General features: G+C 59.0%; 18 protein-coding genes and 1 tRNA gene. 13 read left to right on the plus strand and 6 right to left on the minus strand.

From position 1 onward, the window contains the following. Nucleotides 1-97: 97 nt before the first annotated feature. Both folK and folB read right to left on the minus strand, forming a co-directional pair. Nucleotides 98-616, minus strand: coding sequence for a 2-amino-4-hydroxy-6-hydroxymethyldihydropteridine diphosphokinase (gene folK / locus QMX98_RS20670; RefSeq protein WP_010467156.1), 519 nt, complete (start codon nt 614-616; stop codon nt 98-100). Then, the gene (gene folB / locus QMX98_RS20675) at nt 607-963 is read right to left on the minus strand and encodes a dihydroneopterin aldolase (RefSeq protein WP_008051601.1); all 357 of its coding nucleotides are present in this window, start codon (nt 961-963) and stop codon (nt 607-609) included. Before folB ends, folK begins: the two co-directional genes overlap by 10 nt. Before the next feature lie 74 nt (nt 964-1,037). Here folB and plsY point away from each other — a divergent pair, with 74 nt between their 5' ends. Beyond that, the gene (gene plsY, locus QMX98_RS20680) at nt 1,038-1,607 is read left to right on the plus strand and encodes a glycerol-3-phosphate 1-O-acyltransferase PlsY (protein WP_077747307.1); all 570 of its coding nucleotides are present in this window, start codon (nt 1,038-1,040) and stop codon (nt 1,605-1,607) included. A gap of 23 nt (nt 1,608-1,630) precedes the next feature. Here plsY and tsaD read toward each other — a convergent pair whose 3' ends face one another. Then, entirely contained in the window at nt 1,631-2,656 is a 1,026-nt protein-coding gene (tsaD, locus tag QMX98_RS20685) for a tRNA (adenosine(37)-N6)-threonylcarbamoyltransferase complex transferase subunit TsaD (RefSeq protein WP_010467153.1), read from the minus strand. Between the two features lie 199 nt (nt 2,657-2,855). Here tsaD and rpsU point away from each other — a divergent pair, with 199 nt between their 5' ends. From rpsU to QMX98_RS20710, 5 genes are all read left to right on the plus strand, one after another. Continuing rightward, entirely contained in the window at nt 2,856-3,071 is a 216-nt protein-coding gene (gene rpsU / locus QMX98_RS20690; protein ID WP_002551877.1) for a 30S ribosomal protein S21, read from the plus strand. Nucleotides 3,072-3,553: 482 nt separating this feature from the next. Then, nucleotides 3,554-5,533, plus strand: coding sequence for a DNA primase (dnaG, locus tag QMX98_RS20695; protein ID WP_200667159.1), 1,980 nt, complete (start codon nt 3,554-3,556; stop codon nt 5,531-5,533). Between the two features lie 67 nt (nt 5,534-5,600). Continuing rightward, nucleotides 5,601-7,451, plus strand: a complete 1,851-nt coding sequence (gene rpoD, locus QMX98_RS20700) for an RNA polymerase sigma factor RpoD (RefSeq protein ID WP_010467151.1) — start codon at nt 5,601-5,603, stop codon at nt 7,449-7,451. 121 nt (nt 7,452-7,572) lie between these two features. After that, nucleotides 7,573-11,319, plus strand: coding sequence for an EAL domain-containing protein (locus QMX98_RS20705; RefSeq protein ID WP_083375636.1), 3,747 nt, complete (start codon nt 7,573-7,575; stop codon nt 11,317-11,319). Nucleotides 11,320-11,334: 15 nt separating this feature from the next. Continuing rightward, a tRNA-Ile gene (locus QMX98_RS20710) sits at nt 11,335-11,411 on the plus strand. Between the two features lie 60 nt (nt 11,412-11,471). Here QMX98_RS20710 and QMX98_RS20715 read toward each other — a convergent pair. Next, nucleotides 11,472-11,657 (minus strand): hypothetical protein, encoded by a 186-nt coding sequence (locus tag QMX98_RS20715; protein ID WP_077747304.1) that lies wholly within the window; start codon nt 11,655-11,657, stop codon nt 11,472-11,474. A gap of 125 nt (nt 11,658-11,782) precedes the next feature. Continuing rightward, nucleotides 11,783-11,977 (minus strand): hypothetical protein, encoded by a 195-nt coding sequence (locus QMX98_RS20720; protein WP_010467148.1) that lies wholly within the window; start codon nt 11,975-11,977, stop codon nt 11,783-11,785. Between the two features lie 448 nt (nt 11,978-12,425). Between QMX98_RS20720 and QMX98_RS20725 the strand changes: the two genes are divergently transcribed. Continuing rightward, nucleotides 12,426-12,734 (plus strand): DUF3077 domain-containing protein, encoded by a 309-nt coding sequence (locus QMX98_RS20725; RefSeq protein WP_010467147.1) that lies wholly within the window; start codon nt 12,426-12,428, stop codon nt 12,732-12,734. Nucleotides 12,735-12,813: 79 nt separating this feature from the next. Here the strand turns inward: QMX98_RS20725 and QMX98_RS20730 are convergent, their stop codons facing one another. Next, nucleotides 12,814-13,491, minus strand: coding sequence for a peptidase M41 (locus tag QMX98_RS20730; RefSeq protein WP_077747303.1), 678 nt, complete (start codon nt 13,489-13,491; stop codon nt 12,814-12,816). A 156-nt stretch (nt 13,492-13,647) separates the two neighbouring features. Between QMX98_RS20730 and QMX98_RS20735 the strand changes: the two genes are divergently transcribed. The 6 genes from QMX98_RS20735 (at nt 13,648) to pqqB (ending at nt 20,497) form a co-directional block, all read left to right on the plus strand. Continuing rightward, nucleotides 13,648-14,109 carry an Lrp/AsnC family transcriptional regulator gene (locus QMX98_RS20735; RefSeq protein WP_010467145.1) on the plus strand — a complete coding sequence of 154 codons (462 nt, stop codon included), beginning with the start codon at nt 13,648-13,650 and terminating at the stop codon, nt 14,107-14,109. A gap of 205 nt (nt 14,110-14,314) precedes the next feature. Further along, the gene (locus tag QMX98_RS20740) at nt 14,315-15,997 is read left to right on the plus strand and encodes an NAD(P)/FAD-dependent oxidoreductase (RefSeq protein WP_010467144.1); all 1,683 of its coding nucleotides are present in this window, start codon (nt 14,315-14,317) and stop codon (nt 15,995-15,997) included. Between the two features lie 12 nt (nt 15,998-16,009). Beyond that, nucleotides 16,010-16,804 carry a carbon-nitrogen hydrolase family protein gene (locus QMX98_RS20745; protein ID WP_010467143.1) on the plus strand — a complete coding sequence of 265 codons (795 nt, stop codon included), beginning with the start codon at nt 16,010-16,012 and terminating at the stop codon, nt 16,802-16,804. A 48-nt stretch (nt 16,805-16,852) separates the two neighbouring features. Then, nucleotides 16,853-19,279 (plus strand): pyrroloquinoline quinone biosynthesis protein PqqF, encoded by a 2,427-nt coding sequence (pqqF, locus tag QMX98_RS20750; RefSeq protein ID WP_282411323.1) that lies wholly within the window; start codon nt 16,853-16,855, stop codon nt 19,277-19,279. A 155-nt stretch (nt 19,280-19,434) separates the two neighbouring features. Beyond that, entirely contained in the window at nt 19,435-19,509 is a 75-nt protein-coding gene (pqqA, locus tag QMX98_RS20755) for a pyrroloquinoline quinone precursor peptide PqqA (protein WP_009045898.1), read from the plus strand. Between the two features lie 76 nt (nt 19,510-19,585). Beyond that, a complete protein-coding gene (pqqB, locus tag QMX98_RS20760) occupies nt 19,586-20,497 on the plus strand; it encodes a pyrroloquinoline quinone biosynthesis protein PqqB (RefSeq protein WP_282411324.1) in 912 nt (303 codons plus the stop codon). The last annotated feature ends 71 nt before the right edge of the window (nt 20,498-20,568 follow it).

The following is a 20,568-nucleotide window of genomic DNA, read 5'->3' on the forward strand; positions in this document are numbered from 1 at the left end:
GGCAAGCCTCGCGCCTGCAAGATCCAAGTCGTTTGCGATGGGGCGAACGACGCAAAACTTGCAGGAGCGAGGCTTGCCCGCGAAGGCATCATCCGCCTCACAGCAAATTCGAAGGTGTCAGCTGTTCACCGCGCCACTCAAACGCCACCGGCGCCAACACCTGATCAATCTGCGCCTCACGCCACAACGTCGCAAAGCTTTTGCCTACCCCCGGATGCACTCTGTCCGGCGCAATCAGGGACAACGGCCACAGCACAAAGGCATTTTTCAGAATCTCTGCCCGCGGCAGGATCAATCCATCGAAATTGCCCACCAGATCGCCAAACAGCAGCACGTCGATATCCAGCGGCAAACCCTTGCGGTCGGGCGCATACCGGCCATTGTCCGCCTCGATGAATTTCAATCGACGGTCCAGCTCCATCAGCGGCAAATCGGTGTAAGCCGACACCACGAAATTGAAGAACGGACCGCTCTTGATCCCCACTGGCTGGCTTTCGAACACCGCCGAGCAACGGATATCCACCAGGAAGCCTGCCAGGGCTTCCAGGCCCGCCTGCAAATGGGTTTCGCGCTCGATATTGCTACCGAGCCCGAGATACACCTGAGTCAGCGACATCCGCGCTCGATCTCCACGCCCACACCACCGGTGGCCGCCGGGACGGCGCCAGGCTTGGTCAGTTTGAGGCGCATCCAGGTGATCTTGAATTCGCTCATCAACACTTCAACCAGACGCTCGGCAAAGGTCTCGACCAGTTGGAACTGTGCCTGCTCGGCAAAGGCCTGGATGCGCGACGAAACGCTCGCGTAATCGAGCGCCAGGGTCAGGTCATCGCCTGCCGCTGCCGGGCGATTGTCCCAGGCGAAGCTCAGATCAAGTCGCAGGCACTGTCGGATGCCTCGTTCCCAGTCGTAGGCACCAATCACGGTGTCGACTTCCAGGCCCTCGATAAACACTCTGTCCAAGCACTTTTCTCCGCTGCACGACAAGGGCGCAATGCGCCGTTAGAATCAGGGCGTCCTCGCCCGGAATAGTTAGCATGTTTTGGTTACTGGCGACCCTCGCCTACCTGCTCGGCTCTCTGTCCTTCGCCATTTTGCTCAGCCGCCTGACCGGTAACCCCGATCCGCGAATGAGTGGCTCGGGCAATGCCGGCGCCACCAACATGTTGCGCCTGGCCGGCAAGAAACTCGCCATCCTGACCCTGATCGGCGACCTCTGCAAAGGCCTGTTGCCGGTGTTGATCGCCGGTGTTGCGGGTCTTTCGCTGCAAGAACAGGCCTGGATCGGCGTCTGTGCCGTGATCGGCCACCTGTTCCCGCTGTACTTTCGCTTTCGCGGTGGCAAGGGTGTCGCCACCGCGGCCGGAATGCTCCTGGGCCTGTATCCGCCAGCTGCATTGCTGGCGGTTTGCGCCTGGTTGCTGACGTTCTACCTGACCCGCACCAGCTCCCTCGCCGCATTGATCGCCACGCCGCTGACCCTACCGCTGCTGGCCTGGCAAGCACCTGCGGCACTGCTACCCATGAGCGCACTCACGGGGCTGATCGTCTGGCGTCATCGCGGCAATCTACGCGACCTGTTTGCCGGGCGCGAACGGCATTTTTAAATACCGGACATGAGCCCCGCTCATCACAGCGCCGACAGTTGCTCCATCGGCCAGCGCGCCTGCACGCTGATCGCCAGGCTTTCGTGCTGGCCGGCCTGCAAGCGCTGGCAACCGGCAAACGCAATCATCGCGCCGTTGTCGGTGCAGAACTCCGGACGGGCATAAAACACGTCACCCTTCATGTCGCCGAGCATCTTTTCCAGGGAGGTGCGCAGCGCCTTGTTGGCGCTGACGCCCCCAGCGATCACCAGACGCTTCATGCCCGCTTGTTTCAGGGCGCGCTTGCACTTGATGGTCAAAGTCTCCACCACGGCCTGCTGGAACGCCAGCGAGATGTCGCAACGGGCTTGCTCGCTGTCGTCCCCGGCGCTGACGCTCTGCTGCCAAGTGTTCAGGGCGAAGGTTTTCAAGCCACTGAAGCTGAACGCCAGGCCCGGGCGGTCGCACATGGGACGCGGAAAAGTGAAACGTCCTGAAACGCCCCGCTCCGCCAGCTTGGCGATTTCCGGACCGCCCGGATAATTGAGGCCCATCATCTTCGCGGTCTTGTCGAACGCTTCACCGGCGGCGTCATCGAGGGTCTCGCCCAAGAGCGTGTAGTGACCGATACCGTCGACCTGAACCAGCTGCGTATGACCACCCGACACCAACAAAGCGACGAACGGGAATTGTGGCGGCTGCGGCTCCAGCATCGGCGCCAGCAAGTGACCTTCCATGTGGTGCACACCCAAGGCCGGAATGCCCCAGGCAAAGGCCAGCGCCTGAGCGCAAGAGGCGCCCACCAGCAAGGCACCGACCAGGCCAGGACCCGCGGTATAAGCGATGGCATCGATCTCGGTCGGCACACAGTCAGCTTCGGCCAACACCTGACGAATCAAGGGCAGCATGCGTTTGACGTGGTCGCGCGAGGCCAGCTCCGGCACTACACCGCCATAGGCGCGGTGCAGGTCGATCTGACTGAACAGCGCGTCGGCCAGCAGGCCGCGTTCACTGTCATATAATGCGACACCGGTTTCGTCGCAGGAGGTTTCTAATCCCAGTACTAGCATGGGTTTGCGCCTTGTTTAGGCTGAATTCGAAGGCGCGCATAATAGTCGCCATGGGATGCCCCGACTAGCGGTTTTCGATCAGAGGCTTTGCATTCCGGTCGATGAGGAGTTAACATCCGCAACCCTTAAAAACCGACGTCTTCAAGTGCTCTTTTGCCGCGAGGATGTTGACCCCGGTAATGAATGAAGGTAGCTCTGGATGCCAGCCGTCAAAGTAAAAGAGAACGAACCCTTCGACGTAGCTCTGCGTCGTTTCAAGCGCTCCTGCGAAAAAGCCGGTGTACTGGCTGAAGTTCGTAGCCGCGAATTCTACGAGAAGCCTACTTCCGAGCGTAAGCGCAAAGCAGCAGCCGCTGTTAAGCGTCACGCGAAGAAAGTTCAGCGCGAACAGCGCCGCGCCGTTCGTCTGTACTAATACACAGACGTTCGTAGCAAGCTTCTGCCAAGCCCGGCCCTCAGCCGGGCTAATGGCATTTGCGGAAAACGCTTGATGCTTCACCGTCAAAGCCGCAGACGCGACCGAGACAAACCTGCTTCGCAGCGTCAGACCTGGCTTTTTTGCCAGCGGTGCACGTCTTTTCTGACGAGCCTTCCAAGGCTACTGACGAGCACACCCACTGATTCCTCTTACGACGATCAGCCCAAGGCACCTTCTTGCGTGCCCGCTTATGAGCTATCCGAGGCCCTCGACTGGCCGCAGCGGATTTCAGCGAAATACTTTCGTATAGTCGAATACTGATTGGTACTAACGTCAGTGGATTTTCGGCAGATACACTTCCCGACAGCGATTACGCAGACGACACCGGTCGAGCCGCACATTTTGCGCGCCTCAAACAACGACCTGCGTTCGGCCGCTCATCGTTTTGGGTCCATTTCAGCGCAGATGACGAGAACGCCATGGCCGGGCTAATTCCCCAGAGCTTCATTGACGACCTTCTGAACCGCACCGACATCGTCGATGTGGTCAGCTCGCGCCTGCAAATGAAAAAGGCCGGTAAAAACTACACCGCCTGCTGCCCTTTTCATAAAGAGAAAACCCCGTCCTTCAGCGTCAGCCCCGACAAGCAGTTCTATTACTGCTTCGGCTGCGGCGCGGGCGGCAACGCCCTCGGCTTCATGATGGACCACGACAACCTGGATTTCGTCCAGGCTGTCGAAGAACTGGCCAAAGCCGCGGGCATGGAAATCCCCCGCGAAGAAAGCGGTCGGCCGCACAAACCGCGGCAACCGACTGATTCGCCGCTGTACCCGCTGCTGACTGCAGCCGCCGACTTCTACCGGCAAGCCCTGAAAAGCCATCCATCGCGCAAAGCGGCTGTGGATTACTTGAAAGGTCGCGGGCTGACCGGCGAAATCGCCCGGGACTTCGGCCTCGGCTTCGCGCCACCCGGTTGGGACAATCTGTTCAAGCACTTGAGCAGCGACACCCTGCAACAAAAAGCCATGGTCGACGCCGGCCTGCTGATCGAGAACGCCGAAACCGGCAAACGCTATGACCGCTTTCGCGATCGCGTGATGTTCCCGATCCGCGACAGCCGCGGACGCATCATTGCTTTCGGCGGCAGGGTATTGGGCGACGACAAGCCGAAATACCTGAACTCACCGGAAACCCCCGTATTCCATAAAGGCCAGGAACTCTACGGCCTTTATGAAGCACGCAAGAACAACCGCAACCTCGACGAAATCATCGTCGTCGAAGGCTACATGGACGTCATTGCCCTCGCCCAACAAGGCTTGCGCAATGCCGTCGCGACCCTGGGCACCGCCACCAGCGAAGAACACTTGAAGCGGCTGTTTCGCGTCGTGCCGAACGTGCTTTTTTGCTTCGACGGCGACCAGGCCGGCCGCAACGCTGCGTGGCGCGCACTGGAAGCTGCTCTGCCGTGCCTGCAAGACGGGCGGCGCGCGCGCTTTCTGTTCCTGCCCGAAGGTGAAGACCCCGACACGCTGGTCCGCTCCGAAGGCACTGACGCTTTCCGCGCGCGAATCAACCAGCACGCCCAGCCGTTGGCGGATTATTTCTTTCAGCAACTGACCGAGGAATCGGACCCGCGCTCGCTCGAAGGCAAGGCCCACATGGCCACCCTCGCCGCACCGCTGATCGACAAGGTCCCTGGCGCCAACCTGCGCATCTTGATGCGTCAGCGTCTGACCGAAATTACCGGCCTCAGCGGTGAAGCCGTGAGCCAACTGGTTCAAAGCGCACCTCAAGATGCGCCGCCTGCATACGACCCGGGCGTCGATTACGACGCCATGCCGGATTACAGCGACTACCATCAGCCGCAGGCACAAGAGATGTATGTGCCGCAGCAGGAATGGACGCCGAAGAAACCCGGAGCGGGCGGCAAGAAGTGGGACAAGAAGCCTTGGGACAAAAACGGCAAGCGAGGCGGCGATCGCGATCAACCGAGCGCCCCGCGCACACCGATTGCTGTGGAAGCCCCAACCCTGATCGCACTTCGCACGCTCATTCATCACCCCGATCTGGCTAGCAAGGTCGAAACCGCCAACCACTTCGCCAATGAGAGCAATACCTACGCTCAGTTGCTGGTAGCGCTGATCGAGGCCGTGCAAAAAAATCCTAAGCTAAACTCTATTCAGTTGATGGCCCGCTGGCACGGGACTGAACAGGGGCGTCTGCTCAGGGCTTTGGCGGAAAAGGAATGGCTGATTGACGGCGATAACCTTGAACAACAGTTTTTAGACACCATTACTAGGCTATCGGCAAGTCAACACACGGATAGCCTGGAAGTACTTATCAGGAAAGCAAGGCAGCCAGGATTGACCGCGGAGGAAGCAAATCAGATCGCAAATCAGATGCGCGACCTATTAAAACGCAATATGGCTGTATCAACCCCGACCTCAACTGGCGCGTGAGGTCATAGCTCAGGTATAATCCTCGGCTTGTTTTTTGCCCGCCAAGACCTTCAGTGGATAGGGTGTTATGTCCGGAAAAGCGCAACAGCAGTCTCGTATCAAAGAGTTGATCACACTTGGTCGTGAGCAGGGTTACCTGACTTACGCGGAGGTCAACGACCACCTGCCGGAGGATATTTCAGATCCGGAACAGGTGGAAGACATCATCCGCATGATTAACGACATGGGGATCAACGTATTCGAGGTTGCGCCAGATAAGGATTCCCTTATGCTGGCCGACGCCGATACTGACGAAGCCGCGGCCGAAGAGGCAGCAGCAGCGTTGGCAGCGGTCGAGACCGACATTGGTCGTACCACCGACCCAGTGCGCATGTACATGCGCGAAATGGGTACGGTAGAGCTCCTCACTCGTGAAGGCGAAATCGAAATCGCCAAACGTATTGAAGAGGGTATCCGTGAAGTGATGGGCGCAATCGCGCACTTCCCTGGTACGGTTGACCACATTCTCTCCGAGTACACTCGCGTTACCACCGAAGGTGGCCGCCTATCCGACGTCCTGAGCGGTTATATCGACCCGGACGACGGCATTGCGCCGCCTGCTGCCGAAGTGCCGCCGCCTGTCGATCCGAAAGCCGTTAAAGCGGACGACGATACCGACGACGACGAAGCTGAAGCCAGCACCGACGACGAAGAAGAAGCCGAAAGCGGTCCGGATCCGGTCATCGCAGCACAGCGTTTTGGCGCTGTCTCCGATCAGATGGAAATCACCCGCAAGGCGCTGAAAAAGCACGGTCGTGGCAACAAGCTGGCAATCGCCGAGCTGGTGCTGCTGGCTGAGTTGTTCATGCCGATCAAACTGGTTCCGAAGCAATTCGAAGGCCTGGTCGAGCGTGTTCGCAGTGCCCTGGATCGTCTGCGTCAGCAAGAGCGCGCGATCATGCAACTTTGCGTTCGTGATGCCCGCATGCCGCGTGCCGACTTCCTGCGCCAGTTCCCGGGCAACGAAGTTGACGAAAGCTGGACCGATGCACTGGCCAAAGGCAAAAGCAAATACGCTGAAGCCATTGGTCGCCTGCAACCGGACATCATTCGTTGCCAGCAAAAGCTGACCGCGCTGCAAACCGAAACCGGTTTGACGATCGCCGAGATCAAGGACATCAACCGTCGCATGTCGATCGGTGAGGCCAAGGCCCGCCGCGCGAAGAAAGAGATGGTTGAAGCGAACTTGCGTCTGGTGATCTCCATCGCCAAGAAGTACACCAACCGTGGCCTGCAATTCCTCGATCTGATCCAGGAAGGCAACATCGGTTTGATGAAAGCGGTAGACAAGTTCGAATACCGCCGCGGCTACAAATTCTCGACTTATGCCACCTGGTGGATCCGTCAGGCGATCACTCGCTCGATCGCCGACCAGGCCCGCACCATCCGTATTCCGGTGCACATGATCGAGACGATCAACAAGCTCAACCGCATTTCCCGGCAGATGTTGCAGGAAATGGGTCGCGAACCGACCCCGGAAGAGCTGGGCGAGCGCATGGAAATGCCTGAGGACAAGATCCGCAAGGTATTGAAGATCGCTAAAGAGCCGATCTCCATGGAAACCCCGATCGGTGATGACGAAGACTCCCATCTGGGTGACTTCATCGAAGACTCGACCATGCAGTCGCCTATCGATGTCGCCACTGTTGAGAGCCTTAAAGAAGCGACTCGCGAAGTGCTGTCCGGCCTCACTGCCCGTGAAGCCAAGGTTCTGCGCATGCGCTTCGGTATCGACATGAATACCGACCACACCCTTGAGGAGGTTGGTAAGCAGTTCGACGTGACCCGTGAACGGATTCGTCAGATCGAAGCCAAGGCGCTGCGCAAGCTGCGCCACCCGACGAGAAGCGAGCATTTGCGCTCCTTCCTCGACGAGTGATCACAGAACCCCCGGCCCAGGCCGGGGGTTTTGCTTTCTACAGATAAAATCCCCCGTACCTCCCCCCCGCCGAATTGCCCGTCTACACTCGAAACATTCCCCGAGCCATAACGAGACCGTTATGCCCAGACTGCCGACCGTGCTTTTTTTGCTGTCGCTGATGACCTGGACCGCAACGGCTGGCGCGCTGACTCTGACCGACGAAGAACGTAGCTGGCTGGCGGCTCACCCGGACTTGCGCCTGGGTGTCGACGCGTCCTGGCCGCCGTTCGAATTTCGTGACGACCAAGGCCGCTATCAGGGCCTGGCGGCGGACTACATCAACGTGATCCGTCAACGGCTGGCCGTCAAACTGACGCCCATCGAACCGATCAGCTGGACCGAAGTCCTGCAGCAGGCCAAGCAAGGCAAGCTGGACGTCTTGCCGGGCATCATGTCGACCCCGGAACGCCAGTCGTACCTGTCATTCACTCGTCCCTACCTGGACTTTCCGATTGTCATCCTCGCCCATGTCGGAGGCCCACAACCGCGCAAGCTCGAAGAGCTCTACGGGCTGAAGATCGCTGTGGTGGAAAACTATGCGCCCCATGAGCTGTTGCGCACGCACCACCCCGACCTGAATCTGGTGGCGATGCCCAATGTCAGCTCAGCCTTGCAGGCGTTGGCCACCGATGAAGTGGATGCGGTCGTGGGCGATCTCGCCTCCAGCGTCTGGAGCCTGCGTCAGCTCAAGCTCGACGGCCTGTATGTCAGCGGCGAAACGCCCTATCGCTATCAATTGGCGATGGCAGTGCCCCCCGACAACAAGATACTGGTCGGGATTCTGGACAAAGTCCTGGCGGACATGACTTCAAGTGAAATAAGCGCCATTCAGGAACACTGGGTGGGCAATGTACTGGATCACCGAACCTTCTGGTCCGACTTGCTGGTTTACGGCCTGCCCGGATTGCTGTTTCTGATGATCACGCTGGCCGTGGTCATCCGGATTAACCGCCGGTTGAGTTCGGAAATCGCCCGGAGGGTCGACCTCGAACAAGAGCTGCGCAGCAGTGAATACCATTACCGCGGGCTGGTGGAGAGCCTTTCCGCAATTGCCTGGGAAGCACGGATCAGCGATTTCACCTACAGCTACGTGTCTCCGCATGCCGAAGAACTGCTTGGCTATCCCCTGTCCCATTGGCTCATTCCGGGGTTCTGGCGCAACATCATCCACCCTGCGGACCTGACCCGGGCCCAGACATTCTGCGATCACGAAGTGCTGGCCGGGCGCGATCATAGCGTCGATTACCGCGTTATCACCGCCGACGGGCGCTGCCTGTGGGTGCGCGATATCGTCAGTCTTATCGAGCATGGCCATGAGCCGGTTATGCGCGGATTGATGATCGACATCAGCGACGCCAAGCGCACGGAAGAAGCGTTGAGACTCTCCGAGCAAAAATTCGCCTCCGTGTTTCAGCAATGCCCGGACATTCTGGTGATTGCGCGGCTGTCCGACGGCTGCCTGCTCGAAGTCAACAACGCGTTCGAAGAACAAATTGGTCTCAAGGCCGAAGATGTCATTGGCCAGACCGCCACCGACCTCAACATCTGGGGCATCCCCGGCGTCGGGCCGGGCCTGCTGCAGCGCCTGCAAGCCGGCAGCATCCGCAACCTGGAGATGCCTTTTCGACGCAGCAATGGCCAGGTGTTTACCGGTCTGATTTCCGCCGAGCCCTTCGACCTCGATACGACCCCTGCGCTGGTCGTCGTGGTGCGCGATATCAGTCAGCTCAAGGAAACCCAGCAGCAACTGCAAACCTCCGAAGAAAAATTCGCCAAGGCCTTCCACGCCTCACCGGACGGCTTGTTGCTGTCGCGGCAGAGCGACGGGTTGCTAATGGAGGTCAACGAGGGTTTCAGCCGCATCACAGGCTTCAACAGCGCGATGTCCGTGGATCGCTCAGCCCTGGAGCTGGGGATCTGGGTCAATCTCAATGAACGCAAACAGATGCTCGACTTACTGCACCGGGATGGCTTCGTCCGCGACTTCAGTTGCCACATCCGCCGCAGTGACGGGCAGATCCGCCTTTGCGAGGTTTCAAGCCGTCCGCTGCCGATCGGCGACGAAGACTGCATGCTGACCATCGCCCGGGACATCACCGAGCGGCACCTGATGCAGGAGAAACTGCAACAGGCCGCCACAGTGTTCGAGAGCACCGCCGAGGGCGTGTTGATCACCGACACCCAACAGCACATCAGCGCGGTCAACCGAGCGTTCACCGAGATCACCGGTTACAGCGAGAGCGAAGCACTCGGCCACACCCCTCGCTTGCTCGCCTCGGGGCTTCACGACAGCGCGTTCTATGCGGCGATGTGGCATCAGCTGACGGACGAAGGTCACTGGCAAGGCGAGATTTCCAACCGACGCAAGAATGGCGAGCTCTACCCGAGCTGGCTGACCATCAGCGCCGTGCGTAACCGGGAAAAATTCATCACCCACTTCGTGGCGGTGTTCGCGGACATTTCCAGCCTCAAACACGCGCAGGCCAAACTCGACTACCAGGCGCACCACGATCCGCTGACCGGCCTGCCAAACCGCACGCTGTTCGAGAGCCGACTGTTGACCGCACTCAATACCCAACAGGAAAACGGTGGCCAGGGCGCGGTGCTGTTCCTCGACCTGGATCGCTTTAAACACATCAACGACAGCCTTGGCCATCCGGTGGGCGACCTGCTGCTCAAAGGCATTGCCGTGCGCCTCAAAGAGCAGCTGCGCGACATCGATACCGTCGCGCGCCTGGGGGGCGACGAATTCATCATCCTGCTGCCCGGCCTGCAACAATCCAGCGATGCCGACAACATTGCCACCAAGCTGCTCAATTGCTTCGCGGCCCCTTTTCAGGCCGGCGAGCACGAGTTTTTCATCAGCGCCAGCATCGGCACCAGCCTGTACCCAAAGGATGGCTGCGACGTCGCCACGCTGGTCAAAAACGCCGATGCGGCGATGTATCGCTCCAAGGCCAAGGGCCGCAACCGGGTGGAAAGCTACACCCGCGACCTCACCGCCCAGGCCAGCGAACGCGTGGCGCTGGAACATGAATTGCGCCGCGCCATCGAGCGCAATGAGCTGTTTCTCTATTACCAACCGAAAATCAGCCTCGCCGACCATCGACTGGTCGGCGCCGAAGCGCTCATCCGCTGGCAACATCCGACCTTCGGCTCGGTGCCGCCGGAACACTTCATTCCATTGGCGGAAGAAAACGGCATGATCCTGCAAATCGGCGACTGGGTGCTGGAGACAGCTTGCCGACAGATGAACGAGTGGAATCAGGTCTACGAGTGCCTCGGTCCCCTCTCGGTCAATCTCGCAGGTGCTCAATTGCGTCAGCCGAACCTGCTCGGACGGATCGAGCAACTGCTCAAAGACAACGGCCTGGCGCCCGGTTTACTGCAACTGGAAATTACCGAAAACTTCATCATGAGCCAGGCCGAAGAAGCGCTGGCAGTGCTGCACCAACTCAAACACCTGGGCGTGCAATTGGCCATCGACGACTTCGGGACCGGCTACTCGTCTCTGAGCTACCTCAAGCGTCTGCCGCTGGACATCCTCAAGATCGACCAGTCCTTCGTCCGCGGCCTGCCTGACGATCCGCACGATGCAGCGATTGTTCGCGCCATCATTGCCCTGGGGCGCAGCATGCAATTCACCGTCATTGCGGAGGGCGTCGAGACCCTCGCACAGCAACAATTCCTCGCCGAAGAAGGCTGTGAACAGATCCAGGGCTACATCGTCAGCCTGCCGCTTCCCCCCGACGAATTCGCCGCGACGTTTCTTCGTATAGCCGTATCGGATTTTTCGGATAGCACAGCCGAGAAACCATCGCTATAATCCGCGGCCTACTGAGGGCCTATAGCTCAGTTGGTTAGAGCAGAGGACTCATAATCCTTTGGTCCACGGTTCAAATCCGTGTGGGCCCACCAAACAAGAAAGCCGCGCAAATGCGCGGCTTTTTTTCTGCGACTAACGTTTGGCCTAAGAGATCAGACCAGCCGAACCACCAAGGCAACAGCAACAATAGTCACGAGCGCCAGCGCGGCACCGAGTCCAAACGGCAGTAGGATTGCTCGGGTCGCAATGGGGGATGGGCTACGCATGTCTTCGGCCAAGGCGGCCACGTCACGGTGTAACTGTTCAATGCTGGCTTGAATCGTAGGAGGTGTGGACATACTGCGTCTTCCTGCAGGGATCACGAGTCACGCCTAATGCGCTAACCCTTGTTAGATAAGGTGGGCTGCTAAGCGGTAAAACTCAAGCACCTCCGATCATTGGTCGCTTCCGTGTGTTAGCGATTTTAAAGCTTGAACCACAATCCGACGGCGGCGACAACGGCGGTCACTAGACCGGCGCCTACTGCGAACGGATACCAAAAAGCCTCCTGCCTAAGCTTGCTTTCTTCCGCCATAAACTTGCGGGTTTCAGCAATGAATCTCCGGATTTCAACTTGAAGCTTATCGAGCTCCAGATTTTTGCGGTCATTTTGTAGCATCAGTCATCCTGTCGGGGCTCGGGTCGCGTCCTGTGCGCTGCTCCACGGCGGGACATGCGTTTTTTCCTGTCTGCCGTCTAGGTTATATTTTGCGCTGACGTGAGGTTATCGGATGACGTCTGCCAAGGTTGTAGGCAAACTCCGAGAATTGCGTAATGGGTGCGTTTAGGCACTTTGCCGCCTTGTTGGCGTTCTCTTCGACGGGATACTCTCCAGACGTCGCTGCAAATGCAGTGATCGGGTGTGGTAACCCGGTGAACCAGCGCAACAGTGCACTCATCACGAAGATAGGCAGTTTTTTATGCCTGTGATCTCGATATGGCAGCTGTGCGTGGGACGCCTTCGGGCGTGCCGGTTTCCTTGGTTCCCGGTTTACCACCCTGCGTACAGCTGCCACCCTTTCGTGTGGTAACGAAAGTGGCAGCTCCTCGAACCTAGGAGTTATATCGTGAATAAAATAAATCCATCCGCAATTTCAGACCTGAAAACCATCGGTTTCACCCCACTCATCTACTGCTCGGATCAGGCGTTGTTCAACGTCCGCGCCGGTGTCCCCATCGTTGATGCATTGTCACAAGCCTCCGATCTGCTGTTCCTCGCAAAATCATTTGCCGAGGACGCTGCCTACGCAAGAGACACTGACCGCCACGCCTGGGCCGCGCACTATCTGACGGCGATGGGTAAGGCGGTGATTGATGATGTGGTGAAGGTGCTAACGCCGAGACCGGCTCGGACCGCGACGGAATCAGAGGAGTAGCGCGCACTATCCCACTGAAAGACGCCCCGATTATTCGGGGCTTCCAGTCGTGACCGAGCGTGCAATGCGCGCCCGGAAGTTACTCCCTGTGCGAATCGGCACCATCGTTGCCAGCCCCAACGCGCAACCCCGGAATCGCCCGCACCAACCCCATCCGCTCAAGCCCCTCCCTCGTCAAAACACCCTCATACGTATCCGCCGACCGCCCCCATTGCTCCACGATACCCATGCCATCTACCAACGCTTCGCCCAACCCAATAATCGTATCGGCCAACTGCTCAACGATTGTTTGAGTCCGTAACCACAGACGATCCGTAATCTCTTTCAGCTCGGCCGTTACGCGTTCAGACGAAGCCGGATCCGTCTCGGGATAGGTGATGTTGCGCAGTAAGTGCCGTAATTCCCTTATTTTTGCGTAGTCCTGTTCTGCCCCAAGTTCTCCCCTCAGGATGGCGGCCGCTTTCGGCTTATCGACGCGTTTGCCGGGCGAACGCTTTGAAGCCAATGACTGCGCCATGGCGCCCGCAAAGAGAACCATCATTCGGGCTTGCAGATGCTCCTTCATTGCCTCAATCGTCGTAATTGAACGCGCCAAGGTAATGGAAGCGCCCGCTTGATGCCTCAAGTCCATGGTCACTGTCAGGCTCACATCACCCGTTTCAAACCCCAAGACTCGGGCAACGACGTAGTGACCCATTTCGTGATTGGCAATCTGCACTGCGTGATCCCGGACAGCGGGAGGCATGTTCTTTGTCATTTTGATCACCTCGCATCCCTCGATTTCTCATTCGACTATGACTGACAGCTGGTGTCCATCCTGTCTTCCGCGCGGCGTCTGACGTTCTCTGACATCCGCCGTGCCAGCCGTGCTGTAACATGCCAGCCCACTGATTTGTGTTGCCGGAGACGACCCTTGCCTGATACCCGACCGCCCGTTCTTGACGAAATCGACCGCCAACTGATCGCGGCCTTGCAGATCAATGCCCGTGAAAGCGTGGCCATGCTCGCTCGCCAGTTGGGGGTCGCACGGACCACGGTGACTTCACGTCTGGCACGGCTGGAAAAGGCCAAAGTCATCACCGGTTACGGCGTGCGTCTGGGTCAACGGGTGGTGGATGGCGGCTTGCAGGCGTATGTCGGGATCACGGTGCAACCGCGCTCGGGCAAGGAAGTGCTGCGCCGGCTCAGTGCCATGGCCCAGGTGCAGCAGTTGTGTGCGGTGAGTGGCGAATTTGACTACGTGGCGTGGTTGCGCACGGAATCGCCGGAGCAGCTGGATCAACTGCTGGATCAGATTGGCAGTGTGGATGGGGTGGAGAAGACGACGACGTCGATCATCTTGAGCAGCAAGATTGATCGGGGGCAGCCGGTTTGATTTGCAGCGTCTTGAGGGCCTCATCGCGAGCAGGCTCGCTCCCACATTGGTCAGTGTGTAGTAGTTTTTCGTCATAGTGACCAAAAAATTATCAAAACGACGACACATTGCGTCTTATTAACGTGTTCTACGCTCTCTAGAATGGCTGCCATCTTTTCCTATACTCAGATGCGCATTCCGCGTCGGGTCGCCAGTAAGGTCAGTCATGAACAAGAACAATCGCCATCCTGCAGACGGTAAAAAACCAGTCACCATTTTCGGCCCGGACTTTCCTTTCGGCTTTGACGACTGGATCGAACACCCGGCCGGCCTGGGCAGCATTCCGGCACACAATCATGGTGCCGAAGTGGCGATTGTTGGCGCGGGTATCGCCGGTCTGGTGGCAGCTTATGAGTTGATGAAACTGGGCCTCAAACCCGTCGTCTACGAAGCTTCGAAAATGGGTGGCCGTCTGCGTTCCCAAGCGTTCAACGGGACCGATGGCATCGTCGCCGAACTGGGCGGCATGCGCTTTCCGGTGTCGTCCACGGCGTTTTACCACTATGTCGACAAGCTCGGTCTCGAGACCAAACCCTTTCCCAATCCGCTGACGCCAGCCTCTGGCAGCACCGTGATCGACCTGGAAGGCAAAACCCATTACGCACAGAAACTGGCAGATCTTCCTGCACTATTCCAGGAAGTGGCTGACGCTTGGGCAGATGCACTGGAGGCTGGCTCGCAGTTCGCCGATATCCAGCAAGCGATCCGCGACCGCGATGTGCCACGCCTCAAAGAGCTGTGGAACACCCTGGTTCCGCTGTGGGATGACCGAACCTTCTACGACTTCGTCGCTACCTCCGAAGCCTTCGCCAAGCTCTCATTCCATCACCGCGAAGTGTTCGGCCAAGTCGGTTTCGGTACCGGCGGCTGGGACTCGGACTTCCCGAACTCGATGCTGGAAATCTTCCGCGTCGTGATGACCAACTGCGACGATCACCAACATCTGGTCGTCGGCGGAGTCGAACAAGTGCCGCAAGGCATCTGGCGTCATGTGCCGGAACGTTGCGTGCACTGGCCCGAAGGCACCAGCCTCAAGTCGCTGCACAGAGGCGCGCCACGCTCCGGGGTTAAAAAAATCGCTCACGCCCCGGACGGCCGTTTTGCGGTCACCGATAACAACGGCGACACCCGCGAATACGCGGCGGTACTGACCACCTGCCAGAGCTGGCTGCTGACCACCCAGATCGAATGCGACGAAACCCTGTTCTCGCAAAAGATGTGGATGGCCCTCGACCGCACCCGCTACATGCAATCGTCGAAAACCTTTGTGATGGTCGACCGGCCATTCTGGAAGGACAAGGATCCGGAAACCGGCCGCGACCTGATGAGCATGACCCTCACCGATCGCCTGACCCGCGGCACCTACCTCTTCGACAACGGCGACGACAAGCCGGGGGTGATTTGCCTGTCGTACTCGTGGATGAGCGACGCACTGAAAATGCTGCCGCATCCGGTGGAAAAACGCGTGAAGCTGGCGTTGGACGCATTGAAAAAGATCTACCCGAAAGTCGACATTGCCGCGCGCATCATCGGCGATCCGATCACCGTGTCATGGGAAGCCGACCCGCACTTCCTCGGCGCTTTCAAAGGCGCCCTGCCCGGCCACTACCGCTACAACCAGCGGATGTATGCGCACTTCATGCAGGACGACATGCCGGCCGAGCAACGCGGGATCTTTATCGCGGGCGACGACGTTTCATGGACGCCGGCGTGGGTGGAAGGCGCGGTGCAGACCTCGCTCAACGCGGTCTGGGGCATCATGAAACACTTCGGCGGTGAAACTCACGCCGAGAACCCGGGTCCAGGTGATGTGTTCAACGAGATCGGTCCGATCGCCCTGCCCGAGTAAAAGGAGTTCCAAATGCGCGTAGCCCTTTACCAATGTCCACCGCTGCCCCTGGATGTCGCAGGCAATCTGCAACGCCTGCATCAACTGGCGCTGGAAGCCAAGGGCGCTGACTTGCTGGTGCTGCCGGAGATGTTCCTGACCGGCTACAACATCGGCATCGATGCCGTCAGCGTGCTGGCGGAGGTGCACAACGGTGAATCGGCGCAGCAGATCGCGCGCATTGCCAAGACCGCCGGGATTGCCATTTTGTATGGCTATCCCGAGCGCACCGAGGACGGGCAGATCTACAACGCCGTGCAGTTGATCGATGCCAACGGCGAGCGCCTGTGCAACTACCGCAAGACTCACCTGTTCGGCGACCTCGATCACTCGATGTTCAGCGCCGGGCAGGATGATTTTCCCTTGGTGGAACTCAACGGCTGGAAGCTCGGCTTTTTGATCTGTTACGACCTGGAGTTCCCGGAAAACGCCCGACGCCTGGCCCTGGCCGGTGCCGAGTTGATCCTGGTGCCGACGGCGAACATGGTTCCCTTTGACTTCGTTGCCGATGTCACCGTCCGCGCCCGCGCCTTCGAAAACCAGTGTTATGTGGCATATGCCAACTATTGCGGGCAGGAAGGCGAGATCAACTATTGCGGCCAGAGCAGCATCGCTGCACCGGATGGCAGCCGCATCGCCCAGGCGGGCCTGGATGAAGCACTGATTGTCGGTGAGCTGGATCGTCAGTTGATGGTCGAATCCCGTGCCGCCAATCGCTACTTGGTCGATCGCCGTCCTGAGCTTTACGGCGACCTTAACAAGCGCTGATCCATCGTAATCCGCTAGCATTAGCGCTTCTCTGTCCTGGAAGTGCTCATGCCTGCGCTGAATCATCCCCGCCCCCACACTGAAACCCTGGCCAATGGCCTGCGGGTGACGCTGCGTCATGCTCCCGATTTGAAGCGCTGCGCCGCGGCGTTGCGGGTTTTCGCAGGCAGTCATGACGTGCCGCTCGCATGGCCCGGCCTCGCGCACTTTCTTGAGCATTTGTTGTTTCTGGGGACGGAGCGCTTTCCCGCAGGGCAAGGGCTGATGGCCTACGTGCAAGGTCATGGCGGCCAGGTCAACGCACGCACCAGCGAACGCACCACCGACTTCTTTTTCGAACTGCCGCCTCAGGCGTTTAGCGGTGGGCTGGAGCGTCTGTCAGACATGCTCGCTCATCCGCGTATGAATCTGGACGATCAGCGGCGGGAACGGGAAGTGCTGCACGCCGAATTTGTCGCCTGGTCCCGGGATGCTACGGCTCAACAGCAATTTGCGCTGTTCGACGGGCTGTCGACGGCTCACCCGCTACGGGCGTTTCATGCGGGCAACCGTTACAGCCTGCCGGTGCCGCAGCCGGAGTTTCAGCAAGCGTTGAGGGATTTCTATCAGCGGTTTTATCGGACCGGGCAGATGACGCTGAGCCTGGCCGGACCGCAGAGTCTCGATGAGTTGAGGGCAATGGCTCAGCACTTTGGCGATCTTCTCGCCGTAGGGGAAAAGGTTGCGCAAGAAGCACCTGCACCGCTTATGGACTCTTCCGACAAAAGTTATCAACAGGCTGGCGAACGTCGGCTCGATCTACTGTTCGCGTTCGAAGCGTTGCCCGACTCATCCCGCGAGGCATTAGCGTTCCTGTGCCATTGGCTGAACGCCGCTAAACCTGGCGGTCTGCTGGCTGAATTGCGCGAGCAAGGGCTGGCGGACAGCCTGAAAGCCGCGCCGCTGTATCAGTTCGCCGGCCAAGCCTTGCTGCACATTGAATTCACCACAACTGAACCGGGGAACGCGATCCGCGAACGGCTTGTGGATTGGCTGGGCTTTTTTGCCTCTCACCAGAACTGGACCGAGTTGCGCCAAGAGTACGCCGCCCTGCTCGACCGTCAGCAACACGTCAGCGGTGCCTTGCAACTGGCGCGACTGGACAGTGAGCAGCTTGAAGCCGGTTTATCCAAACAAGGCGTCATAGCGCTCAAGGACATCCTGAAAAAAATCGGCGCTGTGGATAACTTCTCCGGCGAATGGCAATTACCAGCGCCAAACCCGTTTTTACGCACAGAAGCACCAGCGACCAATGCCGGATTGATTCGCGGCCAGACCAGCAAACACCGCGGCCTGCGGACGTTTGCCCAGGATCGCTCGCGCAGCCGACGCGAAAACTCGCCGATGCAGTTCAGTCAGGCGTTGCCGGACAACACGGATGAGGGCGCGATTTATCTGCGCTGGCGACTGCTGGCCAAACCTCATCCCCGTGTTCAATCGAACCTGGAAAATCGCCTGCAACCCTTGCGTGACGATGCCCGCCAGGCGGGGGTCGACTTTTCCTTCAGTGCATCAGGCAATGAATGGCTGCTGAAGATGACAGGCCTGCAGGAGCCCATGCCGACCGTCCTCGAACATGTGCTGAAAGAGCTGACAAAACCCGATGTCGGTTTCCCACAGGAAGAACCGCCAAGCATGCCGTTGATACCGATCAGACAGCTGCTGAAAATGCTTCCAGAGCATTCACTTGAGCGCACCGCTGAAAGTGATGACGTGCAGCAGCTCTGGGCGAGCGCACGCTGGCAAGGTCTGGCGATGGACCTGTCGGCGCAGACGCAAGCAGCGATGGGCCTGGCACTTAGCCGCGTGCCCGGTGCTGCGGACGATCAGCCGTCGCCGCCCGCCTCGATAAACGCGCTGCATCTGTGGAGCGCGCTCGACACCGGTTCCAGCGAACACGCGCTATTGCTGTTTTGTCCGCCGGCCACGCAAGACATCACCGACGAAGCCGCTTGGCGTTTGCTCGCTCACCTGTGCCAGACGCCGTTCTATCAGCGCCTGCGGGTTGAACTGCAATTGGGTTATGCCGTGTTCAGCGGCCTGCGTCAGTTCCATGGGCAGACCGGGCTGCTGTTCGGCGTTCAATCACCGAGCGTTGCCCCTCAGGATCTGCTGGAACACATAGAGCGCTTCTTGAACGAAATGCCCGCACTGATTGAAGACGTCGATGATGCGACCTTCATTGCCCAGCGCCAGGCCTTGGCCGATCAATTCCACGCCACCGCACTGCCCCACGCTCAGGCGGCCGAACTGCTCTGGCAGGGCAAACTGGCGGGCCACTCGTCGGATTATCTGGAGCGATTGCCTGAAGCGATCCTGCTGATCGACCGCAACGCATTGAAAGAAGCAGCCCGGCGACTGAATCAGGCCGAAGGTGGCTGGCGCTGTCTGGCCAGCAGCGCCTGCGCGACAGCACCTTGGCAAGCGGCAAAATGATCATTACCGACGCTGCAATTAGCTTTCTCAAAGATTCGCGGCCAATCGCTCTGTAATTTTGAGTAACATAGCCACCTAACTATCTGAACATCTCCGACTGGAGGTGGACTATATGTATAGGTCTCAACTGTCTTATCACCTGAAGGAGCGCTCCCATGTCCTGGTCCAAACCTGCTTACACCGACCTGCGTATCGGCTTTGAAGTCACCATGTACTTTGCAAGCCGCTAAGGTCTGCCGTTGTAATGATGTGCAACGCCTCGGTTTACCGGGGCGTTTTTATTTTCAGCGTTGAAATGGAGCGCCCATGTTTGTCCAGATTCTAGGTTCCGCCGCCGGCGGCGGTTTCCCCCAGTGGAACTGCAACTGCGTGAACTGCGCCGGTTTTCGCAACGGCAGCCTGAACGCCAAGGCGCGTACCCAGTCGTCCATCGCGATTTCCGATGACGGCGTGAACTGGATCCTGTGCAACGCTTCGCCGGACATCCGCGTCCAGCTGCAAGGCTTCACCCCGCTGCAACCGGGCCGCGCCCTGCGCGATACCGGCATCAGCGCAATCATCCTGATGGACAGCCAGATCGATCACACCACCGGTCTGCTCAGCCTGCGCGAAGGTTGCCCGCACCAGGTCTGGTGCACCGACATGGTCCATGAAGACTTGAGCACGGGTTTCCCCCTGTTCACCATGCTCAAGCACTGGAATGGCGGGCTGAACTGGAACCGCATTGAACTCGACCGCAGTTTTACCATCCCGGCCTGCCCAAGCCTGCTCTTCACCCCGCTGCCCCTGCGCAGCGCCGCGCCGCCCTACTCGCCGCACCGCTTCGACCCGCACCCGGGCGACAACATTGGCCTGATCGTCGAAGACCTGAACACCGGCGGCAAACTGTTCTACGCGCCGGGCCTGGGCAAAGTCGATGCGCCGCTGCTGGACATCATGGCCGGCAGCGATTGCCTGCTGGTGGACGGCACGATGTGGGATGACGACGAAATGCAGCGCCGTGGCGTCGGCACGCGCACTGGACGGGAGATGGGCCATCTGGCGCAAAATGGCCCCGGCGGCATGCTCGAAGTGCTGGAACAGTTGCCCAAGCAGCGCAAAGTGCTTATCCACATCAACAACACCAATCCGATTCTCGATGAAGATTCGCCGGAGCGTGCCGAGTTGGCTCGGCGCAAGGTTGAAGTGGCGTATGACGGCATGAGTATTGTGTTGTAGCGGATGGCCTCTTCGCGGGCAAGCCTCGCTCCTACAGTGATCGCGTGCCCCTGTAGGGGCGAGGCTTGCCC

The organism is Pseudomonas sp. PS02303, from assembly GCF_029959925.1.
Lineage (GTDB): Bacteria > Pseudomonadota > Gammaproteobacteria > Pseudomonadales > Pseudomonadaceae > Aquipseudomonas > Aquipseudomonas mandelii.

What these genes read in the sequence shown, in the direction of transcription:
- QMX98_RS20715 (WP_077747304.1), bottom strand. Translation starts at nt 11,657, where the DNA reads ATGTCCACACCTCCTACGATTCAAGCCAGCATTGAACAGTTACACCGT.
- QMX98_RS20730 (WP_077747303.1), bottom strand. Translation starts at nt 13,491, where the DNA reads ATGACAAAGAACATGCCTCCCGCTGTCCGGGATCACGCAGTGCAGATT.
- dnaG (WP_200667159.1), top strand. Translation starts at nt 3,554, where the DNA reads ATGGCCGGGCTAATTCCCCAGAGCTTCATTGACGACCTTCTGAACCGC.
- plsY (WP_077747307.1), top strand. Translation starts at nt 1,038, where the DNA reads ATGTTTTGGTTACTGGCGACCCTCGCCTACCTGCTCGGCTCTCTGTCC.
- QMX98_RS20740 (WP_010467144.1), top strand. Translation starts at nt 14,315, where the DNA reads ATGAACAAGAACAATCGCCATCCTGCAGACGGTAAAAAACCAGTCACC.
- pqqB (WP_282411324.1), top strand. Translation starts at nt 19,586, where the DNA reads ATGTTTGTCCAGATTCTAGGTTCCGCCGCCGGCGGCGGTTTCCCCCAG.
- pqqF (WP_282411323.1), top strand. Translation starts at nt 16,853, where the DNA reads ATGCCTGCGCTGAATCATCCCCGCCCCCACACTGAAACCCTGGCCAAT.
- QMX98_RS20705 (WP_083375636.1), top strand. Translation starts at nt 7,573, where the DNA reads ATGCCCAGACTGCCGACCGTGCTTTTTTTGCTGTCGCTGATGACCTGG.
- QMX98_RS20745 (WP_010467143.1), top strand. Translation starts at nt 16,010, where the DNA reads ATGCGCGTAGCCCTTTACCAATGTCCACCGCTGCCCCTGGATGTCGCA.
- tsaD (WP_010467153.1), bottom strand. Translation starts at nt 2,656, where the DNA reads ATGCTAGTACTGGGATTAGAAACCTCCTGCGACGAAACCGGTGTCGCA.
- rpsU (WP_002551877.1), top strand. Translation starts at nt 2,856, where the DNA reads ATGCCAGCCGTCAAAGTAAAAGAGAACGAACCCTTCGACGTAGCTCTG.
- rpoD (WP_010467151.1), top strand. Translation starts at nt 5,601, where the DNA reads ATGTCCGGAAAAGCGCAACAGCAGTCTCGTATCAAAGAGTTGATCACA.
- QMX98_RS20720 (WP_010467148.1), bottom strand. Translation starts at nt 11,977, where the DNA reads ATGCTACAAAATGACCGCAAAAATCTGGAGCTCGATAAGCTTCAAGTT.
- folK (WP_010467156.1), bottom strand. Translation starts at nt 616, where the DNA reads ATGTCGCTGACTCAGGTGTATCTCGGGCTCGGTAGCAATATCGAGCGC.